At 41.0% G+C, this 25,639-nt stretch carries 19 protein-coding genes and 1 pseudogene; 6 read left to right on the forward strand and 14 right to left on the reverse strand.

The features are described 5' to 3' along the window. Nucleotides 1–106: 106 nt before the first annotated feature. Both QO189_RS11225 and QO189_RS11230 read right to left on the reverse strand, forming a co-directional pair. Nucleotides 107–3,067, reverse strand: coding sequence for a type III restriction-modification system endonuclease (locus QO189_RS11225; protein WP_290178485.1), 2,961 nt, complete (start codon nt 3,065–3,067; stop codon nt 107–109). Nucleotides 3,068–3,114: 47 nt separating this feature from the next. Then, the gene (locus QO189_RS11230) at nt 3,115–5,088 is read right to left on the reverse strand and encodes a site-specific DNA-methyltransferase (RefSeq protein ID WP_290178487.1); all 1,974 of its coding nucleotides are present in this window, start codon (nt 5,086–5,088) and stop codon (nt 3,115–3,117) included. Nucleotides 5,089–5,290: 202 nt separating this feature from the next. On the opposite strand from QO189_RS11230, the gene QO189_RS11235 reads away from it, so the two are divergent. From QO189_RS11235 to QO189_RS11245, 3 genes are all read left to right on the forward strand, one after another. After that, nucleotides 5,291–5,593, forward strand: a complete 303-nt coding sequence (locus QO189_RS11235; RefSeq protein ID WP_290178488.1) for a hypothetical protein — start codon at nt 5,291–5,293, stop codon at nt 5,591–5,593. After that, the gene (locus tag QO189_RS11240; RefSeq protein ID WP_290178489.1) at nt 5,577–6,512 is read left to right on the forward strand and encodes a nucleotide-binding protein; all 936 of its coding nucleotides are present in this window, start codon (nt 5,577–5,579) and stop codon (nt 6,510–6,512) included. The genes QO189_RS11235 and QO189_RS11240 overlap by 17 nt, the downstream gene beginning before the upstream one ends. A 136-nt stretch (nt 6,513–6,648) precedes the next feature. Next, nucleotides 6,649–7,269 carry an AbiV family abortive infection protein gene (locus tag QO189_RS11245; protein WP_290178490.1) on the forward strand — a complete coding sequence of 207 codons (621 nt, stop codon included), beginning with the start codon at nt 6,649–6,651 and terminating at the stop codon, nt 7,267–7,269. Nucleotides 7,270–7,312: 43 nt separating this feature from the next. Here the strand turns inward: QO189_RS11245 and QO189_RS11250 are convergent, their stop codons facing one another. From QO189_RS11250 to hisF, 12 genes and pseudogenes are all read right to left on the reverse strand, one after another. Continuing rightward, on the reverse strand, nt 7,313–8,881 hold the full coding sequence (locus tag QO189_RS11250) for a Tn7-like element transposition protein TnsE (protein ID WP_290178491.1): 1,569 nt from the start codon (nt 8,879–8,881) through the stop codon (nt 7,313–7,315). Beyond that, on the reverse strand, nt 8,878–10,425 hold the full coding sequence (locus tag QO189_RS11255) for a TnsD family Tn7-like transposition protein (protein WP_290178492.1): 1,548 nt from the start codon (nt 10,423–10,425) through the stop codon (nt 8,878–8,880). The genes QO189_RS11250 and QO189_RS11255 overlap by 4 nt, the downstream gene beginning before the upstream one ends. Before the next feature lies 1 nt (nt 10,426). Beyond that, nucleotides 10,427–12,100 (reverse strand): AAA family ATPase, encoded by a 1,674-nt coding sequence (locus QO189_RS11260; protein ID WP_290178493.1) that lies wholly within the window; start codon nt 12,098–12,100, stop codon nt 10,427–10,429. Nucleotides 12,101–12,122: 22 nt separating this feature from the next. Next, on the reverse strand, nt 12,123–14,222 hold the full coding sequence (locus QO189_RS11265; protein WP_290178494.1) for a Mu transposase C-terminal domain-containing protein: 2,100 nt from the start codon (nt 14,220–14,222) through the stop codon (nt 12,123–12,125). Next, nucleotides 14,206–15,021, reverse strand: coding sequence for a TnsA endonuclease N-terminal domain-containing protein (locus tag QO189_RS11270; RefSeq protein ID WP_290178495.1), 816 nt, complete (start codon nt 15,019–15,021; stop codon nt 14,206–14,208). Before QO189_RS11270 ends, QO189_RS11265 begins: the two co-directional genes overlap by 17 nt. A gap of 148 nt (nt 15,022–15,169) precedes the next feature. After that, complete coding sequence (gene glmS, locus QO189_RS11275) at nt 15,170–17,014, reverse strand: glutamine--fructose-6-phosphate transaminase (isomerizing) (protein ID WP_371532788.1); 1,845 nt, start codon at nt 17,012–17,014, stop codon at nt 15,170–15,172. Between the two features lie 183 nt (nt 17,015–17,197). After that, entirely contained in the window at nt 17,198–18,574 is a 1,377-nt protein-coding gene (gene glmU / locus QO189_RS11280; protein ID WP_371532789.1) for a bifunctional UDP-N-acetylglucosamine diphosphorylase/glucosamine-1-phosphate N-acetyltransferase GlmU, read from the reverse strand. A gap of 167 nt (nt 18,575–18,741) precedes the next feature. Then, nucleotides 18,742–19,347 (reverse strand): phosphatidylglycerophosphatase A, encoded by a 606-nt coding sequence (locus tag QO189_RS11285; RefSeq protein ID WP_371532790.1) that lies wholly within the window; start codon nt 19,345–19,347, stop codon nt 18,742–18,744. A gap of 3 nt (nt 19,348–19,350) precedes the next feature. Beyond that, the gene (gene thiL, locus QO189_RS11290) at nt 19,351–20,382 is read right to left on the reverse strand and encodes a thiamine-phosphate kinase (protein ID WP_371532791.1); all 1,032 of its coding nucleotides are present in this window, start codon (nt 20,380–20,382) and stop codon (nt 19,351–19,353) included. Nucleotides 20,383–20,411: 29 nt separating this feature from the next. Beyond that, a pseudogene (gene nusB / locus QO189_RS11295) lies at nt 20,412–21,242 on the reverse strand (transcription antitermination factor NusB); the annotation flags it as partial. Between the two features lie 216 nt (nt 21,243–21,458). Then, nucleotides 21,459–21,980 carry a 6,7-dimethyl-8-ribityllumazine synthase gene (ribE, locus tag QO189_RS11300; protein WP_058023462.1) on the reverse strand — a complete coding sequence of 174 codons (522 nt, stop codon included), beginning with the start codon at nt 21,978–21,980 and terminating at the stop codon, nt 21,459–21,461. Between the two features lie 185 nt (nt 21,981–22,165). Continuing rightward, nucleotides 22,166–22,948: an imidazole glycerol phosphate synthase subunit HisF gene (gene hisF, locus QO189_RS11305; protein ID WP_371532792.1), complete on the reverse strand. Its 783-nt coding sequence runs from the start codon at nt 22,946–22,948 to the stop codon at nt 22,166–22,168. Between the two features lie 185 nt (nt 22,949–23,133). Between hisF and QO189_RS11310 the strand changes: the two genes are divergently transcribed. The 3 genes from QO189_RS11310 (at nt 23,134) to QO189_RS11320 (ending at nt 25,626) form a co-directional block, all read left to right on the forward strand. Further along, nucleotides 23,134–24,303, forward strand: a complete 1,170-nt coding sequence (locus QO189_RS11310; protein ID WP_371532793.1) for a homoserine kinase — start codon at nt 23,134–23,136, stop codon at nt 24,301–24,303. A 72-nt stretch (nt 24,304–24,375) separates the two neighbouring features. Beyond that, a complete protein-coding gene (locus tag QO189_RS11315) occupies nt 24,376–24,705 on the forward strand; it encodes a hypothetical protein (RefSeq protein ID WP_371532794.1) in 330 nt (109 codons plus the stop codon). Then, nucleotides 24,706–25,626 carry a class II glutamine amidotransferase gene (locus tag QO189_RS11320; RefSeq protein ID WP_371532795.1) on the forward strand — a complete coding sequence of 307 codons (921 nt, stop codon included), beginning with the start codon at nt 24,706–24,708 and terminating at the stop codon, nt 25,624–25,626. Nucleotides 25,627–25,639 lie beyond the last annotated feature (13 nt).

The raw sequence follows: 25,639 nt of genomic DNA on the forward strand, positions 1-25,639 counted from the left end.
TTTTGCTTAAATTGGTAACACTGAAGATATGAAATCACATAATATCTAATGCCATTATCCATAAAGAGCGATTCAAGCTACAATATCCTTAAATGCTATTGTTATGCTATGAAGACCTATCATTCTCTAACGCCTTATTAACAATATCTTTTACCAGGTCATCTTGAAACTGGGTACTAAAACTCACACTAAGCCCGTCTGCTTCCATCTGATTAAACAACTTCTCAGCATGCTTTATCTTACGGCTTTCCTCTGCTCTCAGATTATCAGATGAGCTGGTATCTTTAGTCTCAATAATTAAATTTAGCGTTTGACCTTTATCAGTCTCAACAACATAAGCAAAGTCAGGTGAGTAAGTGCCGCCCCCAGCTATTGGTATTCTGATTGAATTTCGGGGAATCTTACTAAATACCGTCACATGCTTTATTTCCTCTTTTATATTCTGCTTTTCTAAAGGCGAATCATAGAAGACATCTTCGAAAAGATAAGCATCATCGGGCTTACCATTATCATAATGAATACCTAGCTGACCTGATTTTAACTCGAGTAAAGGTGAGCCAGTTGAATCTGTATAGCTGGTAGGATGAACTTGATTAGATATGATGTTATAGCCTATTTCAAACTTCTGCATAGCATTTTGGAACAAATAGAGTTTTATCCCGTCAGTAAACTTACGGATAGTTTGGATGTTCAAGTAGTCATTAATATCTAGACCCTGTTCACCTTTGTCTTTTAGATGTCTGAGAGTAACGAACGCTTTATGTAAGGTGGGCAGTTTTATATACGTCTTTTCAGATAACTGACGTAAGAAACTGCCGTAACTCATTGTGCTGATTTTTGCGAAGTCTTCCTCATCGTCATATATACTCTGATAACCAGCTTGGTTATTGTAGATATGAAGCTTCGATACCTTTGTTACGAGTCCAGTCTTACTGAAGTTATTAGCGGTAATTTCTTGCTTGAGATAGTCCATAAGTAGCTTTTCATAAAAATTACCCTCATCTTCAAACTGATATTCTAAAATAGCGCGCTGGTTAATCAGCTCCCATAGCTCCTTAAGTTCTTCATACTTACCGAGTCTAACTTTGGTTTTAGATTTAGTGTCCTCTTTAGACTTATTCTCAATTTTGCCTTTTTTAAGTGCTTTACCAAAGGCATCAGGATAGAGGTCTTTAAGGGCTTGATAACCACCCTCCAAGAATTTCTCATCATCATCAATTAAATTTTGGTCATAAAGTTGATTACTGAGCTCTCTTTTACTCACTTCATAATGATTTTTGATTTGCTCAACTAACTCATTGCTTAGCTCCTCTGGCACTACTTCTGAAGCAGAGGTCTGATTAATCTCTCGGGTCAGCTCCTCTACAAAATCCTTTTCCGTAAAGTCGACATAATAGTTTAAGCGAAAATCATCAGTCTTCTCTCTCGCCATGTGTTCATTGACAGGGAGACGTAGCCCTCGACCAACTTCCTGTAATTTAGAGGTCGTACTACCACTTGAACGGAGCTTACAAATTTGAAAGACGTTTGGATTATCCCACCCTTCGCGTAGTGTCCATTTAGAGAAAATAAAGCGTCTTGGATTATCCAGTGACAATAAACTTTCTTTGTCATGCAAAATTTCGTTAATCTCAGCTTCAATTTTCTCGTCGTTACCCGTGTTATCTTTTGAAAAATAGCCTCCATGGGTTAGACTGATGTCTTCAATAGTACGCTGTAAATACTGTTTATAAAATGGATCTGTTTCTTTGGTAAGAGAGGACTTAGCTATTGCCAGTACCCAAGTCTCAAATTGTGTTTTTAAACTGCCAGCGAGCTCATTACCGTCTCTATAACCCTCAATATCATCAATAAAGAACAAAGTTAATGGTTTAATACGAGGACTACGAGTAAGCAGCTCCCGCTCCAGTTTAAAGTGCTCTTTGATAGCCTTTTGAATCATACTGTCTTGAAGCGACTCATGATAAGAGTAAGGATTAATACTCTCGTCCTTTTTAAGCTCAATACCGTTACTAAGAACCAAAGTAGTTTTGTTTAGTTTTTCGATATTTAAACTATGTATCGCTGAATGGATACTTGAAAGTGAGTCATTATTGCCAAGTATATGGCGAGTCTTGGTACCATTCTCGCTAAGCTCAAACTCAGCTTCTTTACCATCTAATGACTTTAAAGTGAGTTTAGCGTTGTCATTACCTGATAAGGTTTCAACATAGGCGGTAACTCCTTTGACTAGGTCTTGGTTAAAGGCATCAACAGCAGTTAGATGGTAAATGAGGTTTTTATATTCATTATTGAAAGTTGCACCATAGCGTAGCGTGAACTGTGCTTCTAAGTTTGATATGCTTTTCCACGTTTTACCCGTCTGTGGAAATTTATGTGGTTCGTCTATGATAACGACAGGGTTAATACCTGCTAAAGCATCGATTGCTCTATCATACTTCTCTCCAAGCAGTGCTCGATCAAACCTTTCTTCTTGAATAGTAGGCGAATTAATCATGCCTTGATTAATCACCAAAACGTGAATTTTGCTCTTATCACCGTGACTGGCATTCACAAACTGAGTCACAGACTCTGGCATATAGGATCTTTTGCCTTTCTTACTTTTTTTGCTTTCAACCACGTAAGTGACAATTTGCTTATCATGATATTCACCTTGAAAATCATGACGAAAGTGCTCACGCAAAGCATCACTCTTTAGGAAGTTTACCGTACCAGCTTTAATAGAAAGAGTAGGCACGACGACGATAAACTTAAACAGCTCATAGATTTTGTTAAGCTCATACATGGTTTTGGTATAGGTATAAGTCTTACCTGTCCCTGTCTCCATTGAGATATCAAACACAAGGTCATCACTGTGCTTGTCTGTGCCAAATATACCGTTCTCTTGTTGAGTTTGCTTGATATCACTAGCTAGTACGCTAGCGTTAAAGCTAATCTTAGGATTGATATACTGGCTGATGATATAGTCACTGGAAGGATGAAATTCTACGTTCAAAAATGACTTTATTAACGCAGTAATCGCCTTTTCTTGGTGAGGTAGATTTGGTTCAAAGTTAAAGCCTGCCATGGTCACTCTCGTCTATGAAGTTGAAAAAGAAAATAGCTATCAAAAATTTAGTATCTAACAATAATATTGATAGTGATTTTCTTTTTGTTTTGATAGCTTCTGATGGCTTCGTTTAACTCCATTTGCATGGCGGTATCGAAGTTGTAGCCGTTAACTATGATTCTATCTGGCGCAAAATCTTTATCTTCATCTAACTTGTCTAACAAGCACTTCAAGTTTTGAGTGCCAAAGTCAGAGGCGATTAGATATAGGTTCTTATTCACCAGCTCAGCGTTATAGCCCTGCAAGTCTATATCTTCAATTTGCTGTGTTAGATGGTTATTGTCATATAACATCCATGTCGTCAGCAGTGCTTGGTACTGTTCATCACTGAGCACCATGTCGTCAAATAGGCTCTCATTACTAACTTCAAAGTCATCATCTATCTTGGGACGGAAATCATTAGTGGTTTCAAATATTTTGAAGCCTAAATCCAAAAAATTGTTAGATATTTCTTCTTTAAAGATCTTAGCAGTTCTACTTAACCGTTCTTTAGTTATATCAAAGATACTTAGATATCCAGCTTTGTATGCTTCTGATTTTTGCTTTGATTTTTCATCTATTTGAACAAGAATAAACTTTAAGTTAGATGACTCTTTCGCATTCAAGTGCCAAATTGAGTGAGCAGTTGTCCCTGAACCAGCAAAGAAATCTAAAACTATATCTTCATTCGTAACTCCAAAAGCTTTCATTAATTCAGCTAGAAGTAGCTCATCTTTAGGGTTAGTAAATACTTTCCCGCCCATCAATCTACTTAGCCTCTTCGAAGAAGCACGACTATCTGTAAATCTCAAGCTAGTTAAACTTTGATTTTCTGTTTCTTTCAGGTAAGTCTTATTGTTCGGTACTTTCGTGTGATCTTCCCCAAAATGGATTCTGTCTTGCTCTATAAGCTCTAGCATTTTTGATTCAGGACAAAACCAACCTCTTGATGGCTGCTTGCAAGGTTGTTGAGTAGTAGGGTGCATTACATCATATACGTATTGACCATCATTAGGACCAGATATATCAGAGGCAAAGTAAACTCCTCTATTGTCCATCCAGTTATAGTGTTTACTCGAAAAAACTGGGCTGGACTGTGGAAATCCTTTATACCAAGCTAACGCTTCTTTATGAATCTGGTTCCAATTATCGCCATATTGTTTATGGAATTTATCAAAGGCTTTATAAATTTCATCTAAACCACCTTTTTTTTCAGTCCAGTCTCCTTCATTTGTGCCTTTACTTTTTGTAAAAATAAGAATGTACTCGTGCTGGAAAGATATATATTTTTGATCATTCTTTGATGTGTTCTTCCAGACGATCTCTCCGCAATAATTGCTCTCACCAAAAATTTCATTCATCACTGTTCTAAGAGTGAAAAACTCGTTTTCATCTATTGATATAGCAATCACACCATCTTCTTGAAGAAGTTCTCTAGCAATATACAACCTAGGATACATAAAGGTTAACCAAGCACTGTGACTATTCGAACCCTTAGCATTAAAGCTTAAAATACGCTCCGCCTCAGCCTTATCAATACCAGCTAAGCGACTTAAATCATCCACTGAAAATTTAAAGCTATCTTGGTACACAAACCCATCTGATCCCGTATTGTAAGGAGGATCAATATATATCATTTTAATTTTTTCACGGTAGCCATTGACCAAATGCTTCAATACTTCAAGATTATCGCCTTTAATCAGTACATTACCGCTATCACTGTTCTCTGAGCTCTCGTTATGGGCTGTATCAGGCTTTAGTAGCTTTTGTGGCGGTAAGTTGGTTAACAGCCTAGCATAGGCTTTACCAAGCCAATTTAAGCTATATGATTCCTTGACCATATCTACTTCGTTGGCTTTTACGACCTCCATCATCTTTTCAGGCTGAAAGTGACCATCCTTGTCAAAACATTGAGGAAAATGCTTTTTCAAAATAGCAATTTGTTTGCTATTTGCCGTTTCAGTTTCATCAAAGAGGGTTTCGGTAGACAGGTTGGTCATGATACTTCCTAAGGTGTAAGGTAAAAGGAGCACTTATAAAACTGCTTTGGCATTATGACAAAGTCATTCTATCCAAACAATGAGCCAAATATTTCAAACGACACATATTGTCGCATATGCTCGGCTAATGTGAATTGTTAATCAGCTAACCTGCTATTATAACTTTATAAAATTCGATAGTCATGAAATAGGAGTAGATAAGATGTTTGAGATAAAAGGGCTGGATCAACTGAACAAGACATTAAGTGAGTTGGGCAAAGTGACCGATGAGCTTGAAGGTGAATTAGGAACCATACAGTTCGATGCTGAAAGTGCTGAAAGCATTGAGTTAGCTATCGTTGAAATGGAAAATATGATTGATAAAAAGTTCGAAAATTACGCTTCAAATCCTGTGGCTATCGACATGGCTAACGGTATAAAGGCAGCCTATAGGCAGATGATTGTAGATAAAGCAAGTGAAGCAAGAATACAGGCTGATAGTGAGGGGAATGAAAATGGCCGTTGATCTATTCAAAAAAATTGATAATACCGTGTTAGATCTCCAAGCCTCACAAAGCCAAACCTATGAAGGGTTGCTTGAAAATCTAGCTCAGTTGTTAAGCCATGAAGACTTACAGCCTTTCAATGAAACACTTACTCAAAATATTGATTTAGAACAATTTCTAGAGGCGAGCTATGCCACTCAGCAAGGGATGTTTGGCACTAGCAAACTACAGTGGACTGGTAGTGATGAACAAGACCTGGGACTAAAGTATGCATTAGTTCAAAAACTAGGTAATGATACAAGTTATGCGTCAAATTTTGCATACGAGTTTTTTAGTAGCCGCGATAATAAAATAATCTCTTGTATTCATAATTTAGTTAGAGGATTAATCATTCCATTTGTGCGCGACTACAAAGAATATGTTGCTTCAAATAGCAAAATTGAGCCTGAGCTTAAGACATATGATGCTAACGCTGTAGCTCAATCTAATAGAAAAGTATTTGTCGTTCATGGGCATGACGATCATGCAAAAGAAATGATGGCACGTTTTCTAGAAAAAAATGATTTTGAAGCTATTGTTCTTCATGAACAGGCAAGTGGTAATAAGACGATTATTGAAAAAATTGAGCATTATTCTGATGTAGGGTTTGCAATTATATTACTGACTCCAGATGATGTAGGTAAATCGAAAAATGCAGATAATTACCACCCTCGGGCCCGTCAAAATGTGATTTTAGAGTTGGGTTATTTCATGGGCAAACTCGGTCGGAACAAGGTATGTGCATTTAAATCAGGTGATTTAGAAATTCCAACAGATTTTAGCGGTGTTATTTGGAACCAGTTAGATAATGCTGGCGCTTGGAAACATATACTATCGAAAGAGCTGAGTGAAGCAGGCTATGATCTAGATAGTAACAAGTTTATAAAGTCTTTAGGGTAAGTCATTCACATCAAAAATAAGCCGTCTAGATCCATTTTCTGGCACGGGTAGCTTAAACAGTTTGCTACAGCTGAATACCGAAGGCTATTGAAGTCTTCTCAGTTGTCATTGATACTCATTAACGGAGAGTCACGTAGTGAAAAGTACAGGTCACCATATAGCATACGAAGCATCTCTATCAATTTCTGATGGTTATACAGGATTACAGAGTAGAGATGAGTATAACGCTGCTATTATGCATATCTTTGATTTGATAAAAGCTTCATATACCTTATTAATGACTGACAGTGCAGCACCTTCGCTATTTTTATCTATTACTGTATTCGAAGAAATTGCTAAAGTTCACGCTGGGCACATGCGCTCAAGAGGAGGGCTAGAAACGAAGCAAAGAGTAAAGCGATCGAAAGACCCTCTCTTTAATCATGGCAAAAAGCATAGGATCTCTATCGACCCTTTATTTTTATCTTCTGAACGCTTATATAACAGTATTGGTAAAGAGAGAGTTGAAGAGATAATAATGAACTATGAAACAGGGAAATACTCAGCTCTTAGAGAAAAGTCGTTGTATTTTAGTCGAACTAATGAAGGTTTGCATATACCCTCTAAATTCATAAGCATTAATTTATCAGCTGAACACCTACTGATAGCTATTGAGCTATTTGGTGAATTATTTTGGGGTATGACGGCTGTTGCTTCTATAGCAAGTGATGAAACTGATGAGATTTTTTTAAGAGTGACAAAAATACTCATTCAATGAAAATTATATAATTATGCTCGTTTTTTATACTAAGCATCCGCAATCATTCAGCCAAACCTAGAACTGTATCCAATCGCTTTTGCCATCGTATAAAATCGTCACTACTTTCAGTAAGTTCGAACATACTTTTAGGATGGTTCAAGGTGTACACATCGTCAAATTTTTTTAAATAACTGCTCTTAGGCCAACGCAGTGATCTCTTAACAACTAAGCTCAGAAACTCATCCATATGATCGTCCCAGTAATCTAAATCATTGATTTTTATTATTAAGGTCGATATTGGCTTAAAGTTGTCAGTAGTATCTATCTCTAAAATGACGAACTGAGAAGTGTCAGTTTTGACTCTTACTTCAAGTAAAGACCGTCTATTGCCGTCCATCGTTCTATGTAGCCTAGAGCGCCCAACAGCAGGTAAAAAATGTAGTTTTTCAGTACAGTCAGTCTTAGGTCGTTCTGATAGCCTCTTGATTAGTAGCTTAAAGGCTTCAAATCGTTGCATATACAGTTCTAAAACATCGCTGTCATCATCAAGCCCAGAGAAGTCCGCTTGGCATGCTGTGCCGTCAATCGTGGCCTCATCTGTACCAAGATCTAGTTCTACTAACTCTTCATAATCTTCAGTCTCTGCTCCTTGTGCGCCTGAAACTCTTTTTTTGACAACTTTTCGAGTTTCTATTGGAGTTGCAAAGCTAAAGGAGGTTGTTGGCACCTCTATCGTTTTCGGTTTAGTGTCAATATCTGCTTCTTGCTGATCATCAATAGTATCACTACTTACTGAACCATTTGGCTTAGCTACGTTACTTGTACCGCCGCCTCTCGTACCAGCTTTGAATTTCTCACTATAAAATGGCACTTTTTTGGGCAAAGAGGAGAGAATATTACTGATCCCTATAATTTCATGAACATAGTAATTGCCAGTATCCTTGTGCATCCAACCTCTAGTGTCTAGTGAGAGGTTATCAAGCCGTGGCGGACTAAATTTAAAGCACCATGTTTTCTTGTCTTCAGTTTCCTGAACTTCTTCAATAAAATTTTTGGCAATACTTTCATAGGAAGAACGCGCATTTCCATCTATTAGTATCCAAGCCAGTAAGCGTCTCTGTCCTTCGTGATCAAAAGTTTTTAAAGGTAGAGAGCTTATAGGCAAAACATTTACCAATACTGAATCATCTGGCATGTCTTGAATCCAAAACTCTCTATTGAGTAATCCGTGATCAATACAGTTTCGAGCAAGATAGGCATTATGAAAAAATAACACTCGTGCAAACTCAATCTGAGGTATATGGACCGTTACTGTTGACTCATCTGGTCTGATATAGTCAAACACAAAGGTATTACCGCCGCTTTCTGAATCAATGCCTACTTGCCAATTAGCAGTAGAGACATTACTCAAAAAAAATGGGTAGCCACCTTTACGAGACTGCCCATCTGAAGGGTTTATGACTCTTCTTTTCGCGAGAGCTGGTAGATTTGATAGTCTAGTATGTAATATTTGATTTTGCCTAGTGCTTGTTACGTATAGCTCAAGATTCCATGTCTTCAAGTGTTTAAACTTGAAAATATTAGCAACGTACATTATTTTCGAGTCTTCAGGAAAACCTTTAGCGATCATATACTCACCTTGTTTATTCGCATATTTGTAATACTGTATGCATGCTCTAGAAACCTACTAGACTCAGGAGTAATTCGCTCATCACTCAATTTAGCCAGTCGTAATATCTCCCAGCGCTGTAAAGTTTGATTGTTCGATATACTATCAATTAATACCTGGCTTAACCGTCTTATTTGATAGTTACTAACTTCTTCACTATATCTGTCCAAAAATGCTGAGACTAAAGGTAGCTTATCTTGATTCTTCTCAATCATTGAGACTGAATCAGTTTGATTCATCCACCACTTTTTTGATTTACGAGGTAATGTTAAGTCGAAACATGTGTGATCGTTTATTTTGATCAAAGACCTCACAAACTCGCTATCTCGCTTTTGCCAATCTACAGTGAATCCTTTAGGTATGTGACGTTGATGGTAGTTTTTGTTTGTATTAATAAACCATGTCTTATCGTTACGATATAGCCATGCATAAAGAGCTTTATTGACTTTTCTAGCTTCTTTAATCGATTGGTGTTCTTTAATCAAGTCTAACCATAGGTTTCGATTTGACTTTACCAATTCACTGTCAGGCTTTATGGTATTTTTCGCTTTTGTAATTTTACCAGATAGGGTGGTTTTCTGGCTTTTCACCTGCATTATTATTTCTTCAAAAGTCCATTCTTGCTCCAATATTGAACTAATAGCGATAATATGTTCAAGATAACTGAACGATTTACGATGTTTACGAAAAATACCGCGAAGCCAACCTGTTTCACTGTTAAGTCTATGAAGATTGTTCGTTTCTAAAAACTCTAATGACCATCTATTTTCCACCTTTTCTAGTATACGAAGATGATCGATATGTTTAGACCCTCTTATACAGTTACTAGATCGAGCTAAACCGTGGTAAAAAGCAGTCCACTGCTCAAAAGTCGGAGAAGATTGTTCAGCTAAGGATAAAAGCTCAGATATTTTAGAAATGAGGAACCTATTATCTTCATTGACACTTCCTTGTGGATTTATATTACAGTTATGTGGAGTAGGGGCAATAAAATCATGACGGGAGTTAGGACGATATTCAACTGAAGAATCCGCTAATGATCCATGCTTGCTACAACAAGTTATGCCTGGAATTTGCCACATACGTGACCAATACCATTCACCATAATCTTTAAACTGCTCATTAAAACATTGTGGGCAGTAACGGATATATTTTACTGAGGGCAGTCTTGATGCATTACTCCCTATTGCTAAGTGAATAGCGCCTTGCGAATGATTAGCCATCCATCTCAAACATTCTTGTCGCCTAGACTCAGGGATAAAAGGAGCATACAAAGGAAAAAGCGTATGCTGGTATGCAATATAATTCAGATTAAAACGGTTATGAGGATAGTGATTCGCTATTTTAGATAAATGGCATGGCAAATCAACAGTTGCAACTACTCCTCTATCTTCAAAAACATCATCTAATAACTGCTTTGGACTAATCAATCCAGCTCTAATTTTGTACCTAGCAACTGTGCTGTAAATTAGCTCTTCGGCATACGGGATAGGGAGGTTTATCACATCAACTTACCTTAGGTAGCCAATCATTGATATCAAATATTAGCGATGTAGAATCTTTTAAGTGTTCATAAAATGAATCATCCCTTTCCTTTTGAGTGAACTGATAGCGTAAATCTTCAGAGTCAAGCGTATGCCAATCCTTTGGTTTGATATAATTCGATTTCTTTGTACGAATAATCGTTTGAGAGTCATCTTTTAAATTGCTGTTTCCAACTTTAACCTCTTTCGACCATTCTAAAATAATAGACATCAACTCGGGCATAGAGGCTTCAGGTAGCTCAGAAACTGCCTTTTTAACTGTAGGAACTAGTACAGGGGAGTCTTTCCCCATATCGACTAACATACGATGTAATCTAATGCTTAGTTCGCACCCCTGATATTCTGATACCTCATCGAACTCAGACTTCTTTTGATGTAGCTTACTTTGGAGCTGCAGTAACTTTTTATCGATGTCGGGTATTACTAGATCTGAAAACTCGGCAATTTTATCTGATCTACCAGATTGCAAGGCTTCTATCATAGGATGTATAGGTCTTAGATCTTCATCGTAAGTGGTCTGCAGTAGTTTAACCGTAATACGCTCTATCCCTGAATCTATAGCTCTGAGCTGAGCTAGTACAAAAAGCTTAACTACGATATCTAAAATGCCTTGTGACAGATCATACCAACGACTTCTTACATCGTCAGATAAGATAATATCTGCTTTTCTCAACCATTGATACTTCCACAAATTATCCGTAAACCTGTTCCATTCAGATTTATATATTTTGCCATCTGCTAAAACTATATTTGGTTCTTGTGCCATCTGCTCCCAAAAAACTGAGCCAAAACCTGCTCCACGTCGAGCTGATCTTAAGTCTCCTTCAAATATAAATCTAGCTTTTGGTGTTCCAACCATAACGACAGGAAGACCTACCGTATTTACTAGCGTCACAAAAAAATTCAACATTTTCTCAGCACCGCCAGACTTATTAACACTGAGATGTTGTATTTCGTCTATTACTAACAGTCCGATAGCATGGTGATTAGAAATCTGACGCATCAAATTCAATAAAGTTTCAATACTATGTCGTTTTAGCGCATACTTTTTTTCATAATTAGAGTCTAAAGCTTGGTCGATTGCTCTAAAAAAATGAAGACATAGGCTTTTAAGTGAACCATCATGTGGACAATCTACTCTTAGGTAGACAATTTGAGTAAAGTTCAAGTCTGAATGATAAATGACTTGAGGGTAGGTCGATAGGATTTTATTAAGGGTAGTCGTTTTACCACTACCTGAGCAGCCTATAAATGCCAAGCTACGAGCTGTAGAAGTCGCTGTAGGAAACCTAATCACATCGTCCTCACCAGACATTAAACGCTCATAGCCATTTTGAAGATGAGTATTTAAAGAGCCGTCTTTAGGATTGCGTCCAACATACCCTTCACGAATCATTATTGATAACTTCTTCTCAAGATCAATATGACGGTTGATAGGCTGAAAAAACAGACCCATCATTTGAGATATCAAATGTGCTCTAATAGAAGAGGAAGCCTGACAGTCAGAATGATTGAGCTTTATACTACCTTTAAGTTTTTTGACCACTTGTTCTGGTTCTAGAATGTCAGGCAGTGCCTCAATAAAGGGGTTCCCTTTGTAAGAACCAAAGCTTTCTTTATAAACTGCATTAATCATTACTGTCTCCAACATTCTGTAATCAGTCATCTTCAGATAAAATATCATGATAAACTGGGAACTTAAGCGCTAGCTCTTCATCATCCAGTTCACTTTGACTTCTCGTGCTTTTTTTGGTCGTAGGCAGTTGAATTAACTCACCTTTTTTAAACTTGCTTTTCTGCCTGTTCTGTCGCTCCTCATCTTTAGCTAACCTTTTGTTATCATTGATATTAGCTAACTGAGCTGACTTGCTTTTAAATGCCGTTGGTTTAGCCTTCATAGCTTCTTTTATGATTTTTTCATTTTCTCGTTCAAGGGTTTCTAATGCGAAACTACTTTTAAGCTCTTGATTGGCAGCTGTTTTTTTCTGCTCTTCTTGTATTTGCCACACCTCCCAAAAACTACAGCCCTTAAACTCTCTTGATCTATCGGATAAATGGGCTTTCCAATAATTGAGGCTACCTTGTTCATAAAAGATAAAAATTGTATTTGCATCTAAAGGATCGTAAGCAACTTTAATCGATTTAGGTCTATTGATTGTGTTTTTCCGATGAAGCCAGCCTTTTTCTCTTATTTCAGCACAAATATAGTAATTACCAAAGAGCTTGATACCTAAATCTGAAATGCTGGCTTTTTTTTGAGGTAATAGCGCTATGTATAAAGCATCCGCTGAGACAGCACGAAGCCTACCTGTTCGATGTTGTAACCCCCACTTCCATAATTCAATAGGAACTAGAGGTAAGTCAGATGGCATATCACTATCTCTATCATAGTGACTTAATTGATGAGCATTGTTATGCATCAAAATTGAATTAATAAGAATTTTTTTTAAATCTGAAATTGTCAAAGCAGCATCTAATCGGTAGTCGTTGCCACCTTTTTTCTTCTCTTTAACCCCTGTGACTACTCCTGGCGCAAATGGTTTGAACTTTGCCTGCATGGTTTTAAAGTAACGCTCCACAATAGGTTTTAAGTCGCCACGATAAGGAGGGGTATTCTCTACTCGAACTGAAAAGCTTTTTTCCAAGGTCTCAATTTGATGACCTAGTAACTCTCCACGATCTGCGAGAATTGCATCTGGCAAGCCTATACATGGCCAATCGTCAGCTGTGATATTAATACCATTATTTTTACAGTAACTTTGTTTATCCGCTACTGCCATCTCTAAGGCTTGAATACTCGTGGCATAGGAAGGGTTTTCAAATCCAATATAAAAACCTGCTACCATGCGGCTAAACACATCTGTAACGAAGTAAATAACTGGACGACCTACAATACTCTGCCTATCTGAATCAGATACTAGATAAATATCTGCAATAGTAGCGTCGATCTCATAGCGTGAACCAGGACCAAGAACTTGAGTGTTAACAGTCGAGCTTAACTGTCTCACATCTTTGTTATAACTGATTTTATTATATCTAGCTTTGAGTTTTTGAACGGAAGTAAAGTTCTTGTCATAAAAGTATTTAAACTGCCAGATACTAGGAAAGTCCTCTTCTTTAACATCTGGATTTAAAGAGCGATACATTGTTTTAAATTTTCGGTAAGCATAGACGACTGTATGCTTGCTATCGTTTAATAAGTACTTATTTATAGTAATTGAGAAGAGCCTTTCTACATCTTCATTAATAACGGCAGTAACCCCTTCCTTATAGAGCCTAGGCCTACCTAGCTCTTTATCTTTAGCAATACGCTTTTTTCCTTTCGCTCCAGAATTCTTATAGTTCGGAAGTAGAGCATTAGGTACTTGGCCTTTTTGCCAATACCTACGAAGTAATCGATATAGCGTTTGCTTTGTACTTCTTTTAGAGTCAACAATCTCATTAATGAAATTTGCACGTTCCTCTGGAAGGTAATATAAAGGGTGACTTACGATAGGCTTAATAAGCTCATAATTCTCATCTCTTTTTAACTGAGCTTTACTGCCATCTTTTGGAGTTTGTAACAGTAAACTCTGATGAGGGTCGTCAGTGATATAACACACACCCTCTTCAATCAGACTTACTAAATCCTTAATAAGTACAAGTTCAGGCAATGAGGATGTACGATCAATCTCAATCCAAACAACTTGCTCTGGTAAAAGGCTTAGTATTCTATACGTTGAACCTTGATTACTATAGACATCATTGATTCGCAACATATCCAAGCTCCTCAGTCATCAAGTCCCAATAATGAGAGTTACTTATTTGAATGTCGCTACACTTTAGCTTTCTGAAGTCTATGCGAAGGTCGAATGTGAAGAACCTCAGCCCTAATAGCGTTCTCAACTCATTAAGCGAACTGCCTACCTCACTGAAATATGCAGTATCAATATCTTTGCACACAGCGATAATGCTTTTTTCAGGATATTTGGTAAATTCCTTAGCGTAAAAATACAGACTGTCTTGAGTATCAACTGACCTATTTAGAGTAGTTTCTGGATATAGCCATTTAATGTTATTTTGAACGGCTATAGGTATGTCTTTTTCAGTGATTATCTGCCACGAAATTCCTTTAGAGTGCCAGTATCGACGCTCTATCTCTAGTTTCTCTAGAGTTCTGGGCTTCATTAGATCTTTTGAATATTTTGCCTGCAAAACAAATTGGCTAAGCTCTTTATCAGAGCTCACAACATAAAAGTCTGATGTCATAACATGAGTATTGCCTCTAATAGCAGGATGCTTTACTTGCATATTCTCTGCAATCCGAAGGGTTTCATCAAATTTAAGAGGAAATTGCTCTCGAATATCTATTATTTCTTGACTCCATTCAAGAAATAGAAATGTTGCTAGCTCTAAATCAGACATTAAATGGTGAGTACGTCTTGTTTTGTGACCGAAAACCCTATGGGATCGACCTGACGACGATATATCAGATATTTTTATCCAAGGTTTGTAATCGGCAAACTCCCCCTGACCTCTACCTTCTTTAAGCCACTTTTCTTGTTTTTTTGAAAGCATAAAAAACCCCTGCTAAAGTTATATAAACTTTAGCAGGGGGTAATAGCGGAGTCAACAGTATGATACTTTATTACTCAGTATGAATCTTTATTACTCAGTATGACACTTTATTACTCGCGTACAATTACAATAAAATCAATAACTTATATTATTCCACCGTCACCGACTTGGCAAGGTTACGCGGCTGATCGACATCGGTACCGCGCATCACGGCCACATGGTAAGACAGTAGCTGTACGGGTACGCTGTAGACGATAGGGGCAAGCGTCTCGCAAACTGCTTTAACATATACTACATGTAGGCGGTCTTCAGCAACGATTTGGCTATCTTCACTAGCAAAGACGAACAGCTCGCCGTGACGGGCATGTACTTCTTGCATGTTGGCTTTGAGCTTATCGAGCATGCTGTCTTTGGGTGCCAGCACTACGATTGGCATGTCCTTGTCAACAAGCGCTAGCGGACCGTGTTTGAGCTCACCTGCGGCGTAGCCTTCAGCGTGGATATAAGAGATTTCTTTGAGCTTCAATGCGCCTTCTAGAGCAATAGGGAACTGTAGACCGCGCCCTAAAAATAAGCAGCTTTTCTTATCTTCGAAGTGCTCCGCCATCGCTTTGATCGGAGCATCAAGGTGCAAGCTGGCATAGAGTTGACCGGGCAGCTTTTGTAGCTCGCCAAGTAAAGTACTTAGGTTTGCGCTGTCGATGCGCTGCTGTACTGCGCCTGTTTTTAAGATCAATAGCATGAGTGCGACCAGCTGGGTGGTAAAGGCTTTGGTCGATGCTACACCAATCTCAGGGCCTGCAAGGGTCGGCAAGAATATGTCTGTCTCGCGTACCAATGATGAGGTAGGCACATTACATAGCGCTAGACTCACCAAGCCTGCTGGGTTTTGCTTTTTGATATCGCGTAGGGCTGATAAGGTATCGGCTGTTTCACCAGACTGAGAGATACAAATCACCAGCGAGTTGTCGAGTACCACAGGATTGCGATAGCGGAATTCACTGGCCACCTCAACAGAGCAGGATAGGCGCATCAAGCTCTCAAACCAATATTTAGCAACCATCCCTGCATGATAACTGGTGCCACAAGCGATGATTTGTACATGCTGTACGCCTGATAACTGCGCTTCATTGCGTGCTAAAAAGTCATCACGTAAGGTTGACGCTTGGCGATTATCAATGGCCATTTCAAGCGTACGAGCGACTGCATCTGGCTGCTCATAGATTTCTTTGAGCATATAGTGCTTAAACTCGCCTTTGTCAGCATTATGCTGCTTGGCATCGATTTCATGCACTTCGCGGCTGACTTCCTCGCCATCGACATAGACTTTAATACTGTCACGGGTCAATTTGGCAACATCGCCTTCTTCTAGGTACATAAAGCGGTTGGTGACTGGCAGTAGTGCCAGCTGATCTGAGGCGATAAAGTTTTCACCAATACCGACACCGATGACCAAAGGCGAGCCTAAGCGTACCGTGACCAGCTCGTCTGGTGTGTCCACGTGAATGATGCCTAAAGCAAATGCACCATGCAGCTTAGGAATCACTGCGCGTACCGCTTCTAGCAAATCATTGGTTTGCTCATAAATGTCATGAATCAGATGCGCCACCACTTCGGTGTCGGTTTGTGAGGTAAACTCGTAGCCTTTAGCGATGAGCTCTTTTTTGAGTTCAGCGTAGTTTTCGACGATACCATTGTGAACAACGGCAATCTTACCAGATACGTGCGGATGTGCATTGCGCTGTGCAGGTTCGCCATGCGTGGCCCAGCGAGTATGAGCGATACCAATATGCCCATCAAAAAAATCAGTGCTGGCTTCAACCGCATTGACCAAGGCTTGAACCTTGCCCACTTGACGCTCACGATGTAGCTCACCATTGTGAATGATGCTAAGACCCGCTGAGTCATAACCTCGGTATTCTAGACGCTTAAGACCTTCAAGCAATATATTCGCAATATTGCGTTCAGCAACTGCGCCAACGATTCCACACATGACTTTTCCTTAAATTTGTTTTTTAATAATTCAATATATGATGGTACAAGACTAGTAAATTTCGTTAGCTACCAATGCTCAGTTATTAGCTCAAAAGTATGATGAAGCAGTACTACCACGATTGCCGTACTGCTTAGGTTTACTCAAGAATGACGGCGATTGATCAAACTTTCGATAAATCAGTTATTTTTTAGTCGGTCGTTGAAAGTCATTTTTCTGTACCTGACGAGCTCGGCCAAATGCTAAAGCACTACTATCAACGTCTTTGGTAATGACAGAACCTGCAGCGATGGTAGCCGTATCTCCGATGGTTACTGGCGCGACTAGGCTTGCATTGGAACCAATAAAGGCATTGTCTCCAATGATAGTCTGCGACTTGTTGACACCATCGTAATTACAAGTAATGACACCTGCACCGACATTGACGCTTGTGCCGACAGTTGCATCACCGATGTAGCTTAGGTGATTTACTTTACTGCCTTGACCGATTGTTGATTTTTTAATTTCGACAAAGTTACCGACTTTGCTGTTGTCAGACAATACCGTATCAGGACGCAGGTGTGCAAAAGGTCCTATGTCGACACCAGCTCCGATATCAGCGCGATCAACCACACAGTAAGGCTTAATATAACAAGCATTGCCTATCTGGGCATTTTTGATGACGCAGCCTGCTTCAATATAGACATTGTCGCCTAAAGTGCAGTCGCCTTCAAAGACCACGTTGACGTCAATAAATACATCTTGTCCGGCACTCAACGACCCGCGAATGTCCACGCGCGTGGGATCGGCAAATTGAACGCCCGCTTCTTGTAAGTCGGCGACTATCTTGCGTTGCCATGTGCGCTCTAGGCTTGCGAGTTGTTGGCGGTTATTAACCCCTTCAATCTCAAACGTATGTTCAGGCTCAATCGCCGCAATCGTAATACCATCAGCGACGGCCATTTTGACGATGTCAGTGAGGTAGTATTCTTGTTGCGCGTTATTGTTAGAGAGCTCTGGCAAATACTTATGCAGTAGGGCGTTGTCTACGCAGTAGATGCCACTGTTGATTTCTCTAATATTTTGCTCGTCAGCATTAGCATCTTTTTGCTCAACGATGGCTTCAATGTTACCGTTTTGGTCACGTTTGATACGACCCAACCCGAACGGATTATCGACAGTCAGCGTCAGCATCGACATACCATCAGTATTGGCAGCTTTTAAAGCAGCTAATGTCTGGCAGCTGACCAATGGCACATCACCATACAGAATGAGACTTTGTCCTGACTTGGGTAAATCAGACAGTGTCACTTTGACCGCATGACCCGTTCCTAACTGCTCAGTTTGAGCAACCCAAGTAAACGACGACTGTGTATATTGATTGGTAATTTCTGATTTTACCTGATCACCGCCAAAACCATGGACAATGATGGTTTCATCAACAGTGAGCTGATGACAAGTATCTAATACGTGAGCCAATAATGACTTACCAGCTAGGGTCTGCAAAACCTTTGGCTTTGCCGACTGCATACGTGTGCCTTTACCAGCAGCTAAAATAATCACAGAAAGAGGAGATGTCATAATAAGCCTACAAATGTAACAAAATATAATGTTGAATTATAGCGTAAAAACTTGCACAAAAAAAATTATGACGTGCAAGCTTTGTAACTTGAATAACCAAAACCTAAGCAAGCAAAATCAAATGAGCAAGAAGGCTAAATCGAAGTAATTATTTTTGCGGAGCAATATCAAAAAGACATAAACATCATCACAATGATGTAAATAATCAGCCAAATCACTGCTGCCATAATCCCTGCAATAATGTCATCCAACATTACCCCAAGGCCGCCCGCAACCTTTTTGTCTGCCCAGCCAATCGGTGGCGGCTTTAAAATATCAAATACGCGAAACAGGATAAAAGCAGTCGGTAGCCAGCCCCAAAACATCGGCATCATCATTATCGACAAGGTGCTTTCAGAAGTAGGAAATACATAGGACAGAATGTAAGATAATGGCAATAGGGTAATCCACATGCCAGCCCATTCATCCCACACAATATGCGGATCATCGTGTACCTGCATCAACTCAGACGTACGCCCGCAAATCCAAACACCAACCAAACACGATAAAATCGTTAGCACTAAAAAAGGGATAAAACCCAAGCTCATGAGCGGCACACCCACAATCAGACCACCAACCGTGCCCCACGTACCGGGCGCGCGTCGAGGTAGACCGCTGCCCAAACCTAGTCCGAGCCAATAAACCATGCGGTCAAGCATACTGGCACCGACTGGTAGCGGTGGGCAGTCATTTGCTTGTCGGATATCAGGCTTAGATAGGTGTTGATCAGTCATGGATTAGCCTGTGAAATGTTGATAACCGGTGAGATTGGGCCACGTAGAGAAGGGTGCAGATTGAGTCGGTGTGACTGGCTGATTTTGATAAAACAGTTCAAGATGTGGGTGATTAGGCGATTTGGCATCTGTCGCAATAAAATCTGCGAGCGCAACGACTTCTCCAATACAAGTGACAGGCGTATTGGTAACAGGTGGTTCAATATGTGCAGGCAAGGTAAACGCCAATTCGTAGTCATCGCCGCCCGCTAATTGACATAACAAACGCTCAGATAACTCTACTGTGGCTAGTGACTCGCTACTCGGTAACTGATCTAAATGAATACGCAGACTAACTGAGCTTTGCTGACAGATATGTCCAAGATCTTGATAAAGACCGTCAGAGATATCGATCATCGATGTGGCACCAGCTCCTGCTAATGCTGCACCCAAAGCGATGCGCGGCGTCGGCATGTGCAAGCGATGCGCCAGTTCTATGCCTTGTGCACTGTCAGGATGCTGTAGCGCATAGGCGGCACCACCCAATGTACCTGAGACATAGACTTTATCGCCCACCCGCGCGCCCGAACGATAGACGGCTGGCGTATCTGCGGCAAGTAACCCTTGTGCGCTGACACTCAGCACTAGGCGCTCACTGCGCGTCGTATCACCACCAATCAGCGTGACGCCAAACAACTGGCAGGCATGAAACAATCCTTTGGCAAATGTCGTGAGCCATTCATGATTCGCTAGACGCTCAGGCAATGCCAACGCTAGCAAAATACTATGTGGGGTCGCGCCCATCGCTGCAATGTCTGAAACATTAACCACGACAGCTTTATAACCAATTTCAAACGCAAGCTTATCTACTTGTGCAAAGTCAGCATGAAAGTGACGCCCTTGAACCAGTGTATCAATGCAGCTAACCAAGCGTGATCCTACTGGCAATGCCATCACAGCCGCGTCATCACCGATACCTTTTTCGATACCAGCTAATGGCGCATGTTTGGCCTGCATCTGTGAGAATATACGCTCAATCAGCTCAAACTCGTTCATAACTAGTCTTAGTCTTTGGTATCGTTAGCGTTTTTCTTGCTCGCCTTGAAATCACTGATATTGGCACTGGCTTTACTGGCACTACTGCGTTTAACGTTAGCTTTGTTGGCGCTGATACGTGGCTTGTTTGATGCAGTCGGCGCATTATCGATCGCGCTTTCTGTTTCAGTAGCCGTTTCGATATTGTCAGCTACCGTGACTTCAGCCGAATTCGCTTCAGATTGTTTAGCCGCCGCTTTTTGTGACGTACGTAGATTGGCATTGGTGTCTGCTTGTACCTCTAAAGCACGCAGCTCACCAGCCATTTTATCCAGTACCGCATTGATCAGTTTGTGAGCGTCAGTCGCGCCAAAGTGATTATTTAGCTTCATCGCTTCATCAAGCACAACCTTATATGGAATCTCCATACGGTTTTGTAGCTCATAGGCACCAATCAGCAAAATAGCATGTTCAACCGTATCTAATTTATCAACTTCACGATCGAGATGCTGACTGATAAGCGCATCGAGTGCTTCAATCTGCTCTGGGATGTCGCGCATCATTTCATGATAATAACCGATATGGACGGTATGCATGGCATTGGTTGCACGCGTGCGAGCAGCAATATCGTGCGGAGCATTGTCTTTCCAGCCAAGCTTGCCATCTACATCAAAGCGGCGGTCGGTGACGAGCCACTCGTATAGACCTTGCATGGCAAAGCGGCGCGCCTTACGGATAGCAGTGTGACTGGTCTTATAAGAAGACTCACTCATATCGAAGGTTTGATCACCTGCACTACTGCTCGCTATACGGGTAGCTTCAGCTTGATTGGCTTGTGCGGTTTTCGCAGCGCTGATAGCGCGCTTGAGTTGGTCAGTCATAGGGGGTCTGTACCTAAATTTTTGAGATGATACCCAGTCAAAATATAAATTAACAAAGTAACTTTTTAGCTTTGTTTATTCAAAATTTTAAAGGGTATAGAAATACGGCGAAAATTCAAAAAATAGCCAATTATTTTGATAGCTGGCTTGGGCTATGGAGTGCTGCTATTGCTCAATAGCAGCACCAGTTAAACTAATAAATTTGAGCTTTAAAGCTTATGCTTCATCGATATCGTCGTCGATGTCTAGCTGTGACAAAACAGCGATCATCTCTAGCACAACCATCGCAGCTTCAGAGCCTTTATTACCTGCTTTTGTACCAGAGCGCTCGATAGCTTGCTCGATGCTGTCAGTAGTAATGATACCGTTAGCAACAGGAATATTATAATCCATTGCCACAGCACTCAAACCTTTGGCCGACTCGCTGGCTACAATATCAAAGTGCGGGGTGCTGCCACGGATGATTGCACCCAATGCCACAATCGCGTCAAAACGATCTGACTCAGCAGCGCGTTGAGCGACAAGTGGTAGCTCGAATGCACCAGGAACGCGGATAACAGTAATGTTGCTACCCAATACGCCGTGACGGAGTAGGGCATCGATGGCACCATCGACCAATGACTCAACGACAAAACCATTAAAACGACCAACAACGATACCAATGCGAGCGTCAGCGTTCTGATGCAAGTTACCATCGATATGAGTCACGTCGTTGCGCTGCTGTTGTAAATTCGACATAAAAAATCCTTTGCTTAGTAAGCGTTCAATTGAAATATAGGCGTCAATAAATAGCTAAATAATCTGATGCGTTCAATTGACTTGGTCGCCTATTATTTTGGCGTTGCCCGAGTTAATTGAACGAAAATAAATGGTTAGCGCTATGATAGCATTTTTTTGGGTTTTATTTGTATATTACGAGCGTACTAAAGACGCATCTGTATTCCCTGCGCTGCCATATATTCTTTGGCCTCTTGTACCGTATACTCACCAAAGTGAAAAATACTGGCGGCAAGTACGGCATCGACGCCGCCTTCTAATACACCTTCGGCTAAATGTTGCAAATTACCAACGCCGCCTGAGGCGATAACGGGTACATTGACGCGGCTCGTAATTTGCTTCATCAGCGCCAAATCATAGCCTTTTTTGGTGCCATCACCGTCCATCGAAGTGACTAGTAATTCACCAGCGCCCAGTTCAGCCATTTTGCTCGCCCAAGCAACGGCATCGATACCCGTTGGCTTACGGCCACCGTGAGTGAAAATCTCCCAACGTGGCACGACGATACCATCGACGTTGATATCAGCGACACGTTTGGCATCGATGGCAACGACGATGCATTGATTACCAAATTTCTGCGCGGCTTCACCAACGAACTCCGGCGTAAATACGGCTGCTGAGTTAATCGCCACTTTATCCGCGCCCGCATTGAGTAAATTGCGGATATCAGCGATTTTACGCACGCCGCCGCCAACAGTCAGCGGAACGAATACCGTCTCAGCCATGCGCTCAACCGTATGATAAGTGGTATCGCGCTCGTCATTGGTCGCAGTAATATCTAAAAAAGTAATCTCATCAGCGCCTTGTTCATTGTAGCGGCGGGCGACTTCGACAGGATCGCCTGCATCTTTGATATCGACAAACTGCACGCCTTTGACCACGCGGCCATTGTCAACGTCCAAGCAAGGAATGATACGCTTTGCTAACATAGGGTCTTTCACCTTATAATCAATTCATAGGCGCTAGTCTAGCAAAATCACTGCTATTTCAGGCAGGTTTTCGCAAGATTATTACGCTTTTTACCATCGTTTTATCATGCGCGGTACAATTACTGTCATTACCGCAGAAATTTATCCTATTTAACTTCTTATTCAATTGCTATAAGTGAGATGTCATGTCCGTCTATACCCAGTTAACCGATGATCAGTTTGCCGCCTTTTGCCAAAGCTTTGGCGTGTCGTTTGCCCGCGCGATTCCGATCACTCAGGGTATTAAAAACTCAAACTGGTTTATTCAAACGACTGACGATGTAGATGGTACCTACTCTTACGTGTTTACGTTATTTGAAGAGCGTCCGCCCGCTGATATCGAAAAAATGGCCGTTATCCTCAATCAATTAAATGGCAAGCTACCAGTCGCCGCGCCGCTAGCCGTTATTGAATCAAATAGTGCTCAGGCGGATGGCGACATCGATGATAAACGCTATGTCATCCATTATGAAGACAAAGCGATTACGCTAGTGCCATGCCTAGCAGGCTCACATCCCGAGCAAACCACGCAAGCAATGTGTCATGATATTGGCGCGGCATTAGCGATGCTGCATGAGACACTCCAAGCACTGCAACCCAGCGAGCAGTACGGCGTGCCTTTGTATCCATGGAGCGACGTGCGTGACCGTGAAATGCAGTTCATGCCAGGTGACGAAGCCAAGCTGATGAGCGATATCTGGCGCTCTTATTCAGAATTGCCACTGGCAACCTTACCAAAAGGTCTATGCCATTTAGATATGTTTGCCGACAATACCTTATGGAATCTACAAAAAGGCGAAGCGCGTCTGACAGGCCTGTTGGACTTTACCGAAGTCAGTGTCGAGCATTACGTGATGGATATAGCCATTACTATCAATGATTTTTGTACCACGTGGGGCGTTGCAGAGCAAGGCGAATCCGTTAACTTTGACCGCAGTAAAATGGCAGCATTCTTACAAGGTTATGAATCGATCCGCCCGTTAAATAACGACGAAAACCGTGCACTACCTGTTATGCTGGCAAAGGCAGCGGTGATTTTCTGGTTATTACGCCTAAACGTGATTCACTACAACCGTACCGAAGGCCGTACGGGTGATAACATCATGGTCAAAAACCCTGACTTGATGAAACGTCTGGCCGCTTACCATTGGGCGCATGTTGAAAAGTCGAAAAATACCGTATTTGTACTATTAAACAAACCAGACAATCAAATAGTCGGCGTGTTTAGCAGTATCACCCAAGCTGAGCAAGCGCAGGAAACATTAAATAGTAGTGGGTTTGCAATCAAAGAGTATACGCTCGATCAATTATCGTAAGCATTGCTTATTCATTTATTCTAGTACCAATGCTAGTACTAATTTTAGTACCGAAACCTTAGAGGCGACCCCATGACCGATCAAGTTGATAACTGGCACAAACTGGCGCGCTTTGATACCAATATGCAAGGCGAGCTGCATGCCAACCTTTTACGTAATAACGGCATAACCGTGTCCTTGCAGCCGCTCAGTGCGATCCCTGGTATGAACTCTGGTATCGTTCTCTGGGTAGAAGACACCGACTTGGCAGAAGCTCAGCGCATTTTGGATACCATCCTAACTGATGGTGCCGCTTTGCTTGATGAGATGAGTGACGCTGATTTTGATGCGCTATCTGCCAATCAAAGCAATGCTACTCAAGGCAATGCAATAATAGACGACAATAACGGCGGTACTTTATAAATGTGTCAACTCTTAGGAATGAACTGTAATACCCCAACGGATATTGGCTTTAGCTTTGCAGGATTTCGCAAGCGCGGCGGGATGACGGACAGTCATGAAGATGGCTTTGGCATTGCCTTTTTTGAGCGCAGCGAATGCAGCAATAGTGACAAAACGAACGATGAGACGGCAAATGACTCAACGGGCTTGCGTCTGTTTCATGACAATCGTCCAAGCCATCTGTCACCAGTCGCCGATTTGGTCAATAACTATCCAATCAAAGCCATGAACGTCATTGCGCATATTCGTAAAGCGACGCAAGGGCAGAACTGTTTGGCAAACACCCATCCGTTTGTCCGCGAAGTATGGGGTGAGCAGTGGGTATTTGCGCACAATGGACAGATGAATAGCGAATTTATCAAACGCTGTCAGCGCCTGCAAGACAATGGCAATGCCGCGCATTGCCAGCCAGTAGGCAATACTGACTCTGAAATGGCGTTTTGTTATTTGGTCAATCGTCTAAAGAGTAGCTTTAAATCGCGTCCTGATGACAAGACGCTGTTTAATTTTTTGACTACGCAATGTCGTTATCTATCTGCCAATGGTCTATTTAATTGCTTAATATCCAACGGCAGGTGGCAACTGGCTTATGCAGGTAGCTTGCTATTTTATCTCACACGTAAAGCGCCATTTGGTGAAGCGAAACTCGCTGATGATGATATGGCGATTAACTTTGGTGATGTGACCACAGACACAGATAAAGTTACTATTCTAGTCACTGTGCCATTGACTGAAAATGAAAAATGGCAACAGTTGGCCGTCAATGAATGCTTAATTTTTCAAGATGGTGATGTCATTTATAAAGACAGCCCAAGTCAGCGCAAGTTTTTAACAGTGGACGAAGGCATTGCGATTGCAAGGGAAGTTGGGGCGAGTGTTTAGCGGTTAATAGATA

This window comes from Psychrobacter sp. Arc29 (assembly GCF_041431175.1).
Taxonomy (GTDB): Bacteria; Pseudomonadota; Gammaproteobacteria; order Pseudomonadales; family Moraxellaceae; genus Psychrobacter.

What these genes read in the sequence shown, in the direction of transcription:
- QO189_RS11320 (WP_371532795.1), top strand. Translation starts at nt 24,706, where the DNA reads ATGTGTCAACTCTTAGGAATGAACTGTAATACCCCAACGGATATTGGC.
- QO189_RS11250 (WP_290178491.1), bottom strand. Translation starts at nt 8,881, where the DNA reads ATGATCGCTAAAGGTTTTCCTGAAGACTCGAAAATAATGTACGTTGCT.
- QO189_RS11265 (WP_290178494.1), bottom strand. Translation starts at nt 14,222, where the DNA reads ATGTTGCGAATCAATGATGTCTATAGTAATCAAGGTTCAACGTATAGA.
- QO189_RS11285 (WP_371532790.1), bottom strand. Translation starts at nt 19,347, where the DNA reads ATGACTGATCAACACCTATCTAAGCCTGATATCCGACAAGCAAATGAC.
- hisF (WP_371532792.1), bottom strand. Translation starts at nt 22,948, where the DNA reads ATGTTAGCAAAGCGTATCATTCCTTGCTTGGACGTTGACAATGGCCGC.
- glmS (WP_371532788.1), bottom strand. Translation starts at nt 17,014, where the DNA reads ATGTGTGGAATCGTTGGCGCAGTTGCTGAACGCAATATTGCGAATATA.
- QO189_RS11230 (WP_290178487.1), bottom strand. Translation starts at nt 5,088, where the DNA reads ATGACCAACCTGTCTACCGAAACCCTCTTTGATGAAACTGAAACGGCA.
- QO189_RS11235 (WP_290178488.1), top strand. Translation starts at nt 5,291, where the DNA reads ATGTTTGAGATAAAAGGGCTGGATCAACTGAACAAGACATTAAGTGAG.
- QO189_RS11240 (WP_290178489.1), top strand. Translation starts at nt 5,577, where the DNA reads ATGAAAATGGCCGTTGATCTATTCAAAAAAATTGATAATACCGTGTTA.
- QO189_RS11310 (WP_371532793.1), top strand. Translation starts at nt 23,134, where the DNA reads ATGTCCGTCTATACCCAGTTAACCGATGATCAGTTTGCCGCCTTTTGC.
- QO189_RS11225 (WP_290178485.1), bottom strand. Translation starts at nt 3,067, where the DNA reads ATGGCAGGCTTTAACTTTGAACCAAATCTACCTCACCAAGAAAAGGCG.
- QO189_RS11270 (WP_290178495.1), bottom strand. Translation starts at nt 15,021, where the DNA reads ATGCTTTCAAAAAAACAAGAAAAGTGGCTTAAAGAAGGTAGAGGTCAG.
- QO189_RS11315 (WP_371532794.1), top strand. Translation starts at nt 24,376, where the DNA reads ATGACCGATCAAGTTGATAACTGGCACAAACTGGCGCGCTTTGATACC.
- QO189_RS11260 (WP_290178493.1), bottom strand. Translation starts at nt 12,100, where the DNA reads ATGATTAATGCAGTTTATAAAGAAAGCTTTGGTTCTTACAAAGGGAAC.
- glmU (WP_371532789.1), bottom strand. Translation starts at nt 18,574, where the DNA reads ATGACATCTCCTCTTTCTGTGATTATTTTAGCTGCTGGTAAAGGCACA.
- ribE (WP_058023462.1), bottom strand. Translation starts at nt 21,980, where the DNA reads ATGTCGAATTTACAACAGCAGCGCAACGACGTGACTCATATCGATGGT.
- thiL (WP_371532791.1), bottom strand. Translation starts at nt 20,382, where the DNA reads ATGAACGAGTTTGAGCTGATTGAGCGTATATTCTCACAGATGCAGGCC.